Here is a 13,773-nt window from a genome sequence, read left to right as displayed (position 1 = left end):
ACCCACTCCCATGCATAACCGACGACTCACCCGACACGCAATGTCACATGCCGCCCCCACGGATCACCAGCCACCCCCGCCCCAAAGGACGCTCAAGAATGAGATCCGTATTCCCAAAACCAGTCATCCACGGTGCGCTCACCCTACTAAGATCAACATCCTCTGCACCATCGGCACCCGCTTGAGTCGTCGGGTAGTCGTCAAGGTATTCGCCATTGTGCCCAAGACCTGTAACGTAGTCGCGGATGGCCTGGTCACTGGCCGTGAACTCAATAACGTATCCCCACCCGCCCGGGATGGCATCCGCAAAATTCACCGCGGGCTCAACCGACACCACCTCAGTACCCTCCGGCAAACTATCACCTTCGATAGCCAGAATCTCATCCAGGTGCTCCACATCCGCCGGACACGGCGCCCCCACCTGCACCCCAGCGGCACTGGCGGACGCAGACGCCCTAGCCTCCGACCTCTCAACCTGCACACTCGAAAGAAACAAATACCCTACGGTGAAAAGCACCCAGAACACCCCAATACCCACCAACACGGCAACAATGACGAGCACCTGCCGGCCGGTCACCTCCTCACCGGCCAAAACCGGACGCCTCACCCTCACGACCCACTCCCATGCATAACCGACGACTCACCCGACATGTCATACTCCTGGGCCAACCCAGCGCGGTGCAGCTCCTGGAGCTGGCTATCGCTGACATCGAAAGGACCGATCTGCGTCGACTTGTTGCCATCCCAGTTGTATCGGTCGGCCACGTGCACACGGTAGTCATAGGAGTAGGTCCATTCCGGGTTGTCTGCCGTGGGCGGGTAGACCGTGACGGTCCCATCCGTAGCGTAGTTGCAGCCGCCCGTGGCATAGAACCAGTTCTGATCCTCCTCGGCTCTGATGTAGTACCCCTCCCACTTGGTGGTGAAGGGATAGGTGACCGGCCCGGTCACGCCCGAGGCTTCAGCATCATTACGCGCTGCCTCTGCCATAGTTTTGACGGCTTCCTGCGTTTTCGTATCCAGCCCATCAACATCTTCCAGCATACGGTCGGCGTCGAGTTCCTGTGGTTCCCCGCTGTTCCCCAGGTAGTGCAACAGATTTCTTGACGCGTCCGGCCAGTCCGAGGCCTTGGCAACCGCGGCGACGGTAGCCGCCTCGTGGACAAGATAATCAAACGGATCCGCTGGCCGACTTCCGTATAGGCCGGACCCCTCATTGAACGTATCCCCCGGATAGACCCAGGGAGTCACCCCCGGCATCTCAGCATGCTCCCCGGGGACCGGGTCGCCGAGCTCCGTCTTGCCCTGCGTCTCGGGATCCTCGTTCCCACTCCTGCGGTTACTCTCTGTTTTCCTGGCGCTGTCCTCTGTGTTCCTGCGGCTGTCCTCTTTGTCCCGAGGGTCAGTCCACTTCCGTCCCGACCGGGCGTGGTCCGGGCTGTCATAGCTCGAGCCGGCCAGGATGGTGGCATAGTCCTCATCGACCTGGGTGGCCAGCGTCAAAGTGGAGGAGACCATCTCCTCCAGCTCGGCGGCGTGGGCCTGCGCCTGGGCGGCTTCCACCACGGCCCCGCCCAGCCCCACAGCGACCATCCTCACCGGGCCTGCCGTCGCTGCCACGGCGCTGCCGGTGGCCTTCCCGGCGCCGCTACTGGCCGCCTCGGCAAGGGACACCGACACCGAGCCATCAGCGCCCAGCGTCAGGTAGGGGTGCGCATCAGCGAAGTCCTGACAGGCAAGTACCCTGCGCCGCACCTGGGCCACGCCTTCGCAGGCGTCGGCGGTGGCACGCGTGAGGACTCCGATCCGCTCGGTCATCTCGCTGTGAGCGGCTGTGCACCGGCGCAGCGCGCCAAGCGCGGCCTCCACACTGGGTGCCCTAGACGCCACCCGCGAGCTCGCGGCTTGCGCGTCATCCCCCATCTCCGCCATGGAGGTGTGCAGCCTCCTCAGCCCATCCGAGGCATCGACCAGCGGCTCAGGATTCCAGGTCAGGATTTCGCTCCACATCGCCACCTCACATCGGCCCCTTAGCTCGCGCCCACTGGTTACCTGCGGCCGCTGAGACGGCGGCCCCCAGCGCTGCAGCACCCTGGGCCACGAACTCGTCATTGCTCCGGTGGGTGGACACCAGGTCCCGGACGCCCTCACCCACATCCCCGTAGCGGCCTCCCAGGGACGTCCTGCGGCTCTCCAGCCCGCTCACGGCGGTACCGGCGCTCCCTGAACTCAGTGAACCCGGCATGGCCGCGCCGATCCTCTCCAAGGGTCCGGAGACGTCCAGGGCCCCGATCCCGTCGCGAAGCTCCTCCAGGGAGGAGGCGAGCATCTCCAGATCACCGCCGACGATATGGATATCCGCATCCGCCACGAATAAACCTCCAGAGCGTCAAGGGATCAACTCGCTCACGACGACCCAGTCAGTGAACTGGACGTCACCTAACCATCGTGACCTGCTCGTGTCAAGACCGTGACTTCGGCCAGCACATCATCTAGCCAGAGCGGATCGCCGCCTGCTCCCCTTCACGCCCGGAACCACGCCCGCACCACCTGCTCGAAGCACTCCAGTGCCGCCGCGATGGTGCGGTCCATGTCCAAGTACCGATAGGAGCCCAGGCGCCCGCCGAAGACGATCCGCTGCGCCTCCAGCTCGGCCGCCAACTGCTGGTAGCGGGACAGACGTTCGCGATCTGCCGGCGTCCCCACCGGGTAGTAGGGCTCGTCGTCGGGGCCGGCCATGCGCGAGTACTCCCGCATGATTACGGTGGCGTCGTCCGGGTGGTTGCGCTCGGGGTGGTAGTGGCGGAACTCGTGAACACGTGTGTAGGGGACCTCGGCGTCGGGGTAGTTGATGACCGCGGCGCCCTGGTAATCACCCGTGTGCAGGATGCGGGTCTCGAAGTCGAGGGTGCGCCAGGTAAGGGCCCCGAGCCGGTGGCCGAAGAAGCGGTCCACGGCGCCGGTGTAGACCACCGGCACCCGCCCCGCACAGGCGTCGCGGCCGAATGGACCGTCGCCTGCCAGGAAGTCCTCCCCCAGCCGCACCGCGATGCGCGGGTGATCCAGCATCCGCTCGACCCATGCACCGTAGCCGCCCACGGGGATGCCCTCATACGGGTCGGAGAAATAGCGGTTGTTGTAGTTCATGCGCACCGGCAGGCGGGTGATGATGGCGGCGTCCAACTCGGTGGGGTCGGTCTGCCACTGCTTGGCGGTGTAGCCGCGGATGAAGGCCTCGTACAGGGGACGCCCGATCAGGCTGATGGCCTTGTCCTCCAAGTTGGCGGGCTCGCCGGTGATCTCGGCGGCGTGCCGGGCGAGCAGATCCTGGGCCTGCTCCGGTCCGAGGGCGGCGTGGAAGAACTGGTTGATGGTGCCCAGGTTGATGGGCAGCGGGTAGATCTCGCCGGCATGGTTGGCGTAGACGTGGTGTCGATAGTCGTTGAAGGCGGTGAACCGATTGGCGTAAGCCCAGACTCGCTCGTTAGAGGTGTGGAAGATGTGGGAGCCGTAGCGGTGCACCTCGATGCCAGTATCCGCATCCCGGTAGGAGTAGGCATTACCGCCTAGGTGCTCGCGGCGCTCGACCACGACCACGTGCACACCCAGCTCCTCGGCGGCACGCTGGGCGACCGTCGCACCGAAGAGCCCCGAACCGACCACTACTAGATCCGCCCGCAACGCCTGCGCCCTCCGTCGTAGCTCAACGATTGCCTCACCCATCGCCTGCCAGTAACTCCTGACACCGATACCCAACGAACATTCGGCCCGGTGGGTGTCCACAGCGATAGCGGACTCCGGTGAGACCGCGGTTCCCCGCAGCGCCGGTACACTAGCATGGTCTCAACTGTTACTTTCGGCGCTCCTTCGAACGCGCGGCCCTGACACGCCGCCTTCCGTCAAGCTCCCCTCGCTCCGGTAACAGTACCCAAGCACCACCATAAAGCCACCAATGAAAGTGAATACGAGCTCGACTCCCGTACTCCGCGTTGGCGTCGTTGAAGACGATGCCCGGCACCGCCGTGTCCTGTCCGACTACCTCGACCGCTTCGGGCGCGAGCGAGAACTGGAACTGCGAATATCCGTGTTCGACGACGGGCAGGCCCTACTGGACGGGTTCCGTCCGGTCTACGACATCCTCATGCTGGATATCCGGATGGAGGGAACCGACGGCCTGGCGCTCGCCCGCGCAGTGCGTCGTACCGACCCGGACGTCATCATCATCTTCATCACCGCCGCACAGCAGTACGCGATCAACGGCTACGAGGTCTCCGCCCTCGGCTACCTGGTTAAGCCCTTCCCCTACGCCTCCCTGGCCCGCGAGCTGAACCGCGCCCTGGCGATGCTGAGCCGGCAGGACAACGCCAGCGTCGTGCTGAAGGACGGGCAGGGACTGCGGCGCGTGCACGTGCGTGACATCGTCTATCTGGAATCCTCCGGTCACCGCCTGGACGTGCACCTGACCGACGGTGTCATCACTCTTACCGGATCACTCAAGCAAATGCAGCCGCAGCTGGCGCCCCACGGCTTCTTTCGTTCGAACTCCTGTTACATCGTCAACCTGCGCCATGTGGTAGCAGTGCGGGAGCAGGACTCCGTTATGAGCACCGGCGAGGCGCTGCGCATCTCCCGTCCCCGTAAGAAGGAGTTCATGCGCGCCTTGACCGAGCACGTATCTGGGACCCTTACGTGATTCAGGAGGCGCTACCAGACATCCCCCGACTGTGGACGGCGCTGGCCGAGTGGGGCGCATGCCTGCTGTACGTGCTGGCTACGTGGCGGCCGCAGGACTCCCGACGCCGCGGGGCCGCCGTGATGACCGCGGCGCTGCCGGCGCTGTGCGTCTACCAGGTGCTTGCCGCGCGCCTGCCGATCTCGCTGTGGCTGGCCGGCATGCTGGGGGCGGTCGCCGCCATGTGGAGCATCCTGCACCTGGCGCTGAACGGGTCGCTGCGACGCTCCACCTATCTGGTGGTGCGAGCCTTCGTCGCCGCCGAGCTGGTTGCCTCCCTCGAGTGGCAACTGGAGGTGTTCCTCCTCGACGGGCATGCCGGCACGCGGCCGGCGGCGCTCTGTGCAATCGTCGTCGACGGCGTCGTGCTCGGGGCCGTCTACCTGCTGGAGCGGCCCCGGTTCCGCAGCGAGGTCGTTCCCACCACCGCTACCGTGGCCGGGGCGGCGGCAATCGCCGCTATTACCTTCGCCATGTCCAATCTCAGTTTCCTCAGCACGGCCACCCCCTTCTCCGGGCGGCTGGGAGCCGAGGTCTTCTACATCCGCACACTCGTGGATCTGTGCGGATTCATCATCCTGTACGCCCAGCGGGAGGTGGACCTGCAAAACCGGGCTTCGTTCGAACTTGCCGGCACCGAGGCGCTGCTGCGCTCACAGTACGAGCAGTACCTGACCTCCAAGCGGGCCATCGACATCGTCAACCGCAAGTACCACGACCTGCGGCATATGATCGCTTCGGTGCGGGCAGAGCCGGACCCCACGATTCGCCTGGACCGGCTCGGCGACCTGGAGGCGTCCGTGCGCCCCTACGAGGTGTTCGTGCGTACCGGCAGCCCCGTGCTCGATGTGATTCTGACCGACCGGGAGCAGGTCTGTCTGGAGGCCGGCGTCACCATGACCACGATCGCCGATGGTGCCGCGCTCGGCTTCATGGCCGCCGCGGACCTGGCCACGCTGGTTGGCACCGCTCTGGACAACGCCCTGGACGCGGTCTCAAGCAGCGGGGACGCCGACCGGTGGATCCGTGTTGATGTGCGTACCCGCCGCGGATTCGTACTGATCGAGGTGGAGAATCCGCTGGCGCGCGGGCAGGTCATGTCCACCGACGGCGAGCCCCCACGGCGCGTCGGGGCGAGTGGCGGCGCGCACCGGTACGGCCTCGGCGCCATTCGCGCGGCCGCCGAGGCTTACGGCGGGCAGGTCACCGCGGAAGAGAGTGCACAAGGTACCTTCATGCTGCGCGTACTGCTGCCGATCCCCATCGCGCTCCCTCACCGAGACCGGCATCGGTAACACACCGAGACCTGTAGAGGCTACATACCGAGGTCGGGCGTTGTGATCCTGTGTTTGGGGTGTGGTGAAGCCCCACTCCCGGCCCCAAGGAAGGCTCCGGTCCCGTTCTCAGTTCAGGGCCAGTACTCGGCGAGCCACCTGGTAACCGGCCACCGGCACCCAGTCCCCGGGGCGCCCCGGCAGCGTCATCAGCCGTCCCATGACGGAGCGGCGCACCCGCCGGGCCACGTCGGGCCGCGTGGCATCCAGACGTTCCCAGAGCTGCTGCTTTATGGCGATATTGCGGGGCGTACCCGAGCGCAGCGCCATGGTCGTGATCACCACCGCGCTCATGGTGTAGATGTGCACCAGGTAGCGCAACAGTGCATTCGGCACGTCGCCCTCGTGGGGCATCGCCTCCAGCATGAGCGCGTTCACCCGGTCGTGCTGGTCCAGGCGTGCCACGATCACGTCGTCGGCGACCGACTGCCCGGCCCGCCCAACCGTGTAGTAGTACAGGTCCAGGTCCAGGTAGGTCAGCGTGCGCACGTGGCGTAGCGGTTCGAAGGCGAACAGGTTGTCCACGTAGAAGCAGTGCTCGGGCAGCCGCATTCCGGAGCGCTGCAGCACCTCCCGTCGGTAGGCGAGGGAGTGCATCATGAGGTACTGGTCGGGGCGGAAGCGTCCGACGTCGTCCCAGCCGCCAATGCGTCCGCTCGGGAGCAGCCCCCGGAAGCGCACGACGTGGCGGCCGGGCCTGATCCCCCGCGGGCCCCGGCGGGCGGGTCCGTGGCTGAGCCGGTACCAGGCGGGCGTGCCCTCACGGACGTACACGAAGTTGGTAACCACCAGGTCCGGCTCGTTGCCGTCCCGTTGCCACGAGCGCAGGGCCGCGAGCAGGGTGCGCAGGGCGCCGGGATCGATGGCGTCATCAGCGTCGCACACCTTCAGCCAGGTACCCCGGGACGCGGCGACCCCGGTGTTTATGGCACCGCCGTGCCCCTTGTTCTCCTGATGGATGACCTCGATGGCCGTGTGCGCCGCGGCGTAGGCGTCGGCAAGGGCGCCGGTTCCGTCCGTGGCACCGTCGTCGACGACGATGATCTCCAGGGCGCCGCTCCCATCATCTGCCGCCACGAGACTGGACAGGCAACGGCCCAGGCAGTCCTCGGCGTTATACGCGGGGACTACGACCGTGATGAGCGGGCTAGCGGTCACCGTGCGGATCTCCTTGTTAGACGGAGTCCCGGCGTACCGCGGTCATCGGGCAGTCGCCCGACCCGCGCCCGAGGCGCTCCTGGTGATTGACGTGCATGACCCTACCGGACCGTGCCCGGCTCAGTGTACCGACGGCACCCCGGCCTGGGTGTCTGCTTCCGACTGTGCGTCCGCATCCTCGGGCACGCGCTTGAAGATGACCTTGAAGATCGGGAAGAACACCCAGAAGGAGATGGCCGCGTTGATGATCATGGTGACCACGTCCGCCACGGTCTCACCGGTGGAGGCGCCGAGCGTGCCCTTGCACCAGGAGTAGATGGGCTCCTTGTACAGCACCTGGAGGGCGGCGGCCACGATGGTGATGACCACGTAGGCCAGCGCATACCAGAAGGCCGCCTTCCAGATGGAGGAGTTCGACTTGAAGGTGATGGAGCGCTGGGCGAAGAAGTTGATCACCTGGGCGATCAGCAGGGTGATCTCAACCGCCAGGAAGTAGGCAAGACCACCGCCGGAGCCGTCGGCCTGGATGGGGCCGGCCACGTAGTCGAACAGGTAGACGGGGCTGCCGCCCGAGGACCCGACCGGCAGGAACTGGAAGGTGGTGCCCTGGAGCGAGGTGAATCCGAAGATCCACCGGAACACCGGCATCAGGATCAGCTGCAGCAGGGTCACGCCGTTGGACAGGATGAAGAAGACGATGAACTGGGCGATGGTCTCGTGCCGCTCCTCGAAGCGGTGCCACCAGGCGGTGATCGATTTCATGCGTGGTCTCGGTTTCTGTTGTCTCTTTTTGCGATGGGAACTGGATGGATTAGAGGCGGGACCGGTATCCCCCGGGCCCGACGGAGTCAGCGGGGGCCATCAAGCCGTCTCTGGGTGGCCTTGTCCTGGCGCCGGTTGCGGAAGAAACCACCCACGATGGTGCGCAGGCCGTGCAGCCCACGGCCGCCCGCGAAGTCGACGATGCCGTCGACCATCTCGGCGGACACCATGCCGCCGGTCATCTTGCCCATGGCGCGCAGCGGCATGTTGAGCATGAACAGGATGTTCAGATCGGGTTTGCCGGAGGCGTCGGCCTTGGCCTTCTGGCGTTCCAGGATCTTGACGGCCAGCTTGCCGATGCGGCTGCGGCCGTGGGCGAGGTCGGAGATGGGGCTGTTGGGGCCGATGCGGCCGGATGTCTCCGGCTGCGGCACAGGTCGTCCGAGCAGCGCAGCGAACTCGGCGTCGGTGGCATCGGTGACGGTGCCGTCCAGGTAGTGGCCCAGGGCCGGGTCGGCCGGGGCGACCGGGTCGCCGTCCACCTCCCAGGGGGCCTCGAGCGGAAGGTCATCGGCGTTGCGCCCCACCCGCACGCGCCACGTTCCGGCCGGGTGCACCCAGCGCCCCTCGCGCACCGAGTAGCGGCGGAAGGTGTAGTCATCGAAGGGGATGGTCACTGTCGCCGTCTCCCCCGCCGCCACGGGGACCTTCGCGAAGCCCTTCAGCTCGCGGTCCGGCCCCCACACGCCGTCGGGGGCGGTGACGTACAGCTGGACCACCTCGGTGCCGTCGACGGCGGAGGTGTTAGTGACCGTCAGGTGCGCGCCGCCCTTGTCCAGGCTCAGCCCGGAGTACTCGAAGCTGGAGTATGACAGTCCGAAGCCGAACGGGTGGGCCACGGGCGTGCCGGTGGTGGTGTAGTAGCGGTAGCCGACGTAGGGGCCGTCCTTGTACAGGGCGAGCTCCCCCGTGGCCGGGAACCAGGCGGAGGTGGGGTTGTCCTCGTAGCGCACCGGGTAGCTCTCAGCCAGGCGGCCGGAGGGGTTGACCGCGCCGGTGAGCACCCGCAGTGCGGCGCCGGCACCGGCCTGCCCGGACAGACTGGTGTGGACCACGGCCCGGGTGTGCTCCTCCCAGTCGGTTTCCACCGCGGATCCGGCGGAGACGACGGCGACCACGTTGGGGTTGGCACGGGCGACGGCGGCAAGCAGCCGGGTCTGCGCCTGCGGCAGGCGCATGTGGGGGCGATCCAGGCCCTCGGATTCGGACAGCTCATCCAGCCCGATGTAGGCCAGTACCACCTCCGCCCGCCCGGCCAGGGCGACCGCCTCGTCGAGCAGGGCCTGGTCGGGCTTGCCCTGGCGGTCGTAGCCCTGGGCGTAGCCGACCAGCTCCAGACCGGTACCGGCAATCTCCTCCAGGGTGGTCTCCAGCCGGGTCGGGTTGATCTGCGAGGAGCCCGAGCCCTGGTAACGGGGCGTGGAGGCCATGTCACCGATGACGGCGACGCGTGTGCCCGGGGCCAGCGGCAGGATGCCGTCCTGATTGCGCAGCAGCACGATGGACTCCTCGGCCACCCGGCGGGCCAGGGCATGGTGGGCGTCGACGTCGAAGGTCGGCCGGTCCTCCGGGGCGGTCCTGGCCGAGGGCGCGGACGTGGCCATGGCAATGACCTCGGCGGCCCGCGCGTAGACGGCCTCACGGCTGATGCGCCCCTCCTCGACGGCGGCGACGACCTCCCGTGCGGAGTGCAGCCCCGGTGCGGGCATCTCCAGGGAGGAGCCGGCCGCGGCGGCCGCCGCGGCGTCATTGGAGCCGCCCCAGTCGGAGACCACCAGCCCCGTAAAGCCCCATTCCCGGCGCAGGATGTCGGTGAGCAGCTGCGGGTGCTCGTTGGCATAGGTGCCGTTGACCCGGTTGTAGGAGCTCATCAGTGCGCGCGGGTGCGCCTCGCGCACGACGACCTCGAATGCGGTCAGGTAGATCTCGCGCATGGTGGCCTCGTCGACTACGGAATCCGAGGCCATGCGGCGCAGTTCCTGACCGTTGACGGCGAAGTGCTTCGGGGTGGCGGCCACGCCCCGTGACTGGATGCCGCGGACGAGGCCGGCGGCCATGCGGCCGGCGAGGATGGGGTCCTCGGAGTAGTACTCGAAGTTGCGTCCGCATAGCGGGGAACGCTTGATGTTCATCCCCGGCCCCAGCAGTACGTCCACGCCGAGTGCGAGTGCCTCCTGTCCGAGCGCGGCGCCCATCTGCTCGGCCAGATCCGGGTCCCAGGAGTTGGCGACCGTGGCCGCCGTCGGGAAGCAGGTGGCGGGCTCGGAGGCGGCGATGCCTAGGTGGTCGCCGCTGCCGAGCTGGCGGCGCACGCCATGCGGCCCGTCGGACAGGACGAAGGAGGGGATGCCGCGCTGGGGCAGGGCGCGCGAGTCCCATTCGGAGGCGCCCGAAAGGAGGGCGGCTGCCTCTAGAAGGGTGAGGTCCGAGGCGGTGACGGTCACGGCGTATTCCTTACCTTGACGGGTGGTCTGAATGGGTTGGGTACCGAAGCGTGTGGCTCCAGTGCGGGTCGCCGACTGGGGCGGGGCGAGAAGCGGCCTCCTCGCCCCGCCCCACGCGCCGATTACTTCGTCTCGGAGCTCTCGACGGCGGCGGTGGCCTCCGCCCGGCGGTGCCGGTAGCGGCGGATGGCGAGTGCCTCGAGCGCGAGCAGGCCGATGCCGAGCACGGCCAGGACGCCCCAGGTCAGGTACTCCCAGGAGGCCCGCTGCACATCCGGCTGACCGTCCTGGTATATCCAGGAGTTGGCGACGGTGTACAGGATGTTGTGCGCGGACTCCCGCATGGCGATCACTCCGGTGGCGGAGGTGTTCTGCACGGAGTTGACCGTGATGTCCGTGGTGGCGAGCATCATGTCACCGCCGTTGCGGGTGAGCTGGTCGGCGTTCTGGTAGCCGTAGCCGGCGAAGTAGTCCGTCAGCGTCATGCCGCGGAAGCCCCACTCGTCACGCAGCACGGTCTGCTGCAGCTCGGGCAGTGCTCCGGCATAGGTGGTGCCGATGTAGTTGAAGGCGGTCATCACCGCGCCGGCGCCGCCGTCCTTGATGCCGATTTCGAAGGGCTTGAGGTAGATCTCGCGGATCGCCTGTTCGTTGGACCAGGTGGCCAGCATGTTGGTGCGGTTGGTCTCCTGGTCGTTCATGGCGAAGTGCTTGATGAAGGCGTACACGCCCAGTTCCTTGGCGCCCTGGATCTCCTGGGCGACCTGGGTGCCGGCCAGGACCGGGTCCTCGGAGAAGTACTCGAAGTTGCGGCCCGCGTAGGCGTAGCGGTGAGTGTTGGTGGCCGGCGCATACCAGCCGGACACGTCCATGTCGTGGGCCATGGTGCCGATGGCGGTGCCGAATTCGTGCGCCAGCTCCTGGTTCCAGGTGGCGGCGACGGACACCGCCGACGGCAGGCCGATGGAGCCGACGCCGGTGAAGTTGTTGTTCAGCGAGGCGGGCCCGTCCACGTCGGACACACGCACCTTGCCAACGGAGTCCACGGCCACGGAACCGTAGCCGCCGTTGGCGATCAGGCTGTTCATGTCGGCGACGGACAGCTGGTCGAGCAGCTGGTCCCACTTGGGATCGTCGTAGTCCAGGCCGTACATGTCACCCAGGACCAGGCCGTTGTCGGCGCCGGTGGTGGGCATCTGGTCGGAGTCGTCATCGAAGGCGGTGGAGTCGTAGTTGGAGTTGGCGACGAAGGCCGCCCGGTGCTCCTCCGACATCTCCAGGCTGGCCGGGGCGCCGGTGGCCTCCTCGTAGTTGGCGAAGGAGTCCGCCCGGGAGAGGTAGGTGACGTCACCGGCGGCGGCGTCGAACTGGTTGGTGGCGACGATGGCGTCACCGCTGTGCGTGTTGTCGTCGGAGTCGTAGGTGATGGTCGCATCGACCGTGAGGGTCTGCTCGTCGATCACCGTGTGGGAGTCCGAGCGCAGGGAAATGGTGTAGTCGCCGGCCTCGAGCACATAGGCGCGAGCGTTCAGGTAGTCGTAGGAGGCCATGTCGTCCTCGGCGAAGGTGACGGTGACGGTCTCGGAGGCGCCTGGCTCCAGCAGGCCGGTCTTGCCGTAGGCGGCCAGGTTCACGGCCGACTTCTCAATACCGCCATTGGTGTAGGGCGCGGTGTAGTAGACCTCCACCACGTCCTTGCCGGCCCTGTCTCCGGTGTTGGTGACGGTCACGTCGAGGCTGATCGTGCCGTCGGCGTCGCGGCTGATATCCCCCATCTCCTGGGTGAAGGTCGTGTAGGACAGGCCGTAGCCGAAGGGATAGGTGACGGCCTCGTCGTAGTCGATGACGCCCTCGACGGCCGCCGTCTCGTACCAGCGGTAGCCGACGTAGATGCCCTCCACATAGTTGACGAAGGCGGGATACGTGGTGGCGTCGGTGAAGGGCGAGGACTGGCCGTACTCCTCCATGTTGGTGTAGGTGAAATCACCGAAGTTGTTGGCGGCCGGAGAAGCCTTCAGGTCCGCGGCGAAGGTGTCGGGGGTCTTGGCGGAGGGATTCACCTCGCCGTCGAGGATGCGCCCCAGGGCGTTGAAGCCCACCTGACCGCCGGGGATCGCCCAGATGATGGCGTCAATCTCGGGGTCGGCGGCCAGATCGGACAGGTCGAAGGCGTTGGCGCCGTTGTAGACAACAACCACGGTCTCGGAGTTGTCCTTGGCGAGCTGGATGAGGTCGCGCTCCGGGGCGGTGAGTTCCAGGTAGCCCTGACCGTCCTCAAAGTCGGTCTGGGTGGTGGAGTTGTCGGTGTAGGAGAAGGCGTCGTTGGCGGCGACCTCGGCGTTGACGTCCAGTGGCAGGTCGAAGCCCTCCCCGCCGGAGCGGGCGATGGTCACCACCGAGGTGTCGGAGAAGTCCTGGATGGAGCTCACGACGGCGTCGGTGTACGCCTCGGAGGTGGGCTCCGGCAGGGTCCAGTCGGCGGCGAACATGCCGACCTCGGGGCGCTCGGCGCGGTAGTCGTTGTAGAGGTCACTCAGTTCGGTGTTGGTCTCGAATCCGGCGTTGTGCAGGCCGTCCAGCAGAGAGGTCGTGGGGTTGTCTGGCGAGAGAGAGCCGGAACCGGTGCCGCCGTAGACGGGGTTGGTGGAGGCCCAGCCGAGCACGTTGATGGCGGAGCCGTCTTCGAGCGGCAGCGCGGCATTGTCGTTCTTCAGCAGAACCATGCCCTCGTCGGAGATCGTGTTGCCGAGTTCTTCGACGGAGGCCTTGGTTTGCTCGGTCAGCGTGCCGGAGCCGGAGGAAAGGTCAAGGATGGTCTTCAGACCGCCGTACATCATGCCGGTCACGGCAACCGCGATGGCGACCACCGCCACGATCCAGGTGGTGGACCGCACGAGCTTGCGGCTCGGCTTGTTGAGACTGCGCGCGGCAATCGTGATGATGAGCGCCGCCAGCAGCGCCACGCCGATGGCGATCAGTTGCGGCCGCAGGCTCGCCACCACGTTCCAGACGTCGTTCCAGTTGATCGACAACACTGTCGGGACACCTCTCTGTGTTCCCCGCATGGGATTGCGAGGGGGATGGGGATGCTCACCGGCGGGACGGGCCTCGAACCGCCACCACTGGGCGTCCGGGACCGCGTACTACCGGCCATTGACATGCAGTCGTATTCTCGGTCGATATCAGTCCGCTACACCGTCTTGACCGCTCGATCTGTCGGTTCGTGCGCATAACCTGTCAAACGTCAGTCCAAGGCCACCTCGCGATCATCGAGCGTCCCAGG

General features: G+C 66.7%; 10 protein-coding genes. 2 read left to right on the top strand and 8 right to left on the bottom strand.

Going from position 1 to position 13,773, the window contains the following annotated elements; genetic code table 11:
* Positions 1 to 43: 43 nt before the first annotated feature.
* From ACGLYG10_RS16690 to glf, 4 genes are all read right to left on the bottom strand, one after another.
* Complete coding sequence (locus tag ACGLYG10_RS16690) at positions 44 to 592, bottom strand: hypothetical protein (protein ID WP_244542661.1); 549 nt, start codon at positions 590 to 592, stop codon at positions 44 to 46.
* Positions 593 to 609: 17 nt separating this feature from the next.
* Positions 610 to 2,010, bottom strand: coding sequence for a hypothetical protein (locus ACGLYG10_RS10340; RefSeq protein ID WP_244542660.1), 1,401 nt, complete (start codon positions 2,008 to 2,010; stop codon positions 610 to 612).
* A 7-nt stretch (positions 2,011 to 2,017) separates the two neighbouring features.
* On the bottom strand, positions 2,018 to 2,371 hold the full coding sequence (locus ACGLYG10_RS10335; RefSeq protein WP_139240956.1) for a hypothetical protein: 354 nt from the start codon (positions 2,369 to 2,371) through the stop codon (positions 2,018 to 2,020).
* A gap of 152 nt (positions 2,372 to 2,523) precedes the next feature.
* Positions 2,524 to 3,723 carry a UDP-galactopyranose mutase gene (glf, locus tag ACGLYG10_RS10330; RefSeq protein ID WP_083565847.1) on the bottom strand — a complete coding sequence of 400 codons (1,200 nt, stop codon included), beginning with the start codon at positions 3,721 to 3,723 and terminating at the stop codon, positions 2,524 to 2,526.
* Between the two features lie 229 nt (positions 3,724 to 3,952).
* Between glf and ACGLYG10_RS10325 the strand changes: the two genes are divergently transcribed.
* Positions 3,953 to 4,693, top strand: coding sequence for a LytR/AlgR family response regulator transcription factor (locus tag ACGLYG10_RS10325; protein WP_073331480.1), 741 nt, complete (start codon positions 3,953 to 3,955; stop codon positions 4,691 to 4,693).
* Complete coding sequence (locus ACGLYG10_RS10320; RefSeq protein WP_083565846.1) at positions 4,690 to 6,027, top strand: GHKL domain-containing protein; 1,338 nt, start codon at positions 4,690 to 4,692, stop codon at positions 6,025 to 6,027. Before ACGLYG10_RS10325 ends, ACGLYG10_RS10320 begins: the two co-directional genes overlap by 4 nt.
* 108 nt (positions 6,028 to 6,135) lie before the next feature.
* On the opposite strand, the gene ACGLYG10_RS10315 is transcribed toward ACGLYG10_RS10320, so the two are convergent.
* The 4 genes from ACGLYG10_RS10315 to ACGLYG10_RS10300 form a co-directional block, all read right to left on the bottom strand.
* The gene (locus ACGLYG10_RS10315; protein ID WP_170866504.1) at positions 6,136 to 7,224 is read right to left on the bottom strand and encodes a glycosyltransferase family 2 protein; all 1,089 of its coding nucleotides are present in this window, start codon (positions 7,222 to 7,224) and stop codon (positions 6,136 to 6,138) included.
* 120 nt (positions 7,225 to 7,344) lie between these two features.
* A complete protein-coding gene (locus tag ACGLYG10_RS10310) occupies positions 7,345 to 7,986 on the bottom strand; it encodes a hypothetical protein (protein WP_073331474.1) in 642 nt (213 codons plus the stop codon).
* An 86-nt stretch (positions 7,987 to 8,072) separates the two neighbouring features.
* Positions 8,073 to 10,490, bottom strand: a complete 2,418-nt coding sequence (locus ACGLYG10_RS10305; protein ID WP_073331471.1) for a glycoside hydrolase family 3 C-terminal domain-containing protein — start codon at positions 10,488 to 10,490, stop codon at positions 8,073 to 8,075.
* Between the two features lie 122 nt (positions 10,491 to 10,612).
* Positions 10,613 to 13,525 (bottom strand): glycoside hydrolase family 3 protein, encoded by a 2,913-nt coding sequence (locus ACGLYG10_RS10300; protein ID WP_073331469.1) that lies wholly within the window; start codon positions 13,523 to 13,525, stop codon positions 10,613 to 10,615.
* Positions 13,526 to 13,773: the final 248 nt, after the last annotated feature.

It is taken from the genome of Actinomyces glycerinitolerans (assembly GCF_900098745.1).
GTDB classification, from domain to species: Bacteria; Actinomycetota; Actinomycetes; order Actinomycetales; family Actinomycetaceae; genus Actinomyces; species Actinomyces glycerinitolerans.
This window is presented reverse-complemented; position numbering and strand designations above follow the sequence as displayed.

What these genes read in the sequence shown, in the direction of transcription:
- ACGLYG10_RS10325 (WP_073331480.1), top strand. Translation starts at nt 3,953, where the DNA reads ATGAAAGTGAATACGAGCTCGACTCCCGTACTCCGCGTTGGCGTCGTT.
- ACGLYG10_RS10340 (WP_244542660.1), bottom strand. Translation starts at nt 2,010, where the DNA reads ATGTGGAGCGAAATCCTGACCTGGAATCCTGAGCCGCTGGTCGATGCC.
- ACGLYG10_RS10310 (WP_073331474.1), bottom strand. Translation starts at nt 7,986, where the DNA reads ATGAAATCGATCACCGCCTGGTGGCACCGCTTCGAGGAGCGGCACGAG.
- glf (WP_083565847.1), bottom strand. Translation starts at nt 3,723, where the DNA reads ATGGGTGAGGCAATCGTTGAGCTACGACGGAGGGCGCAGGCGTTGCGG.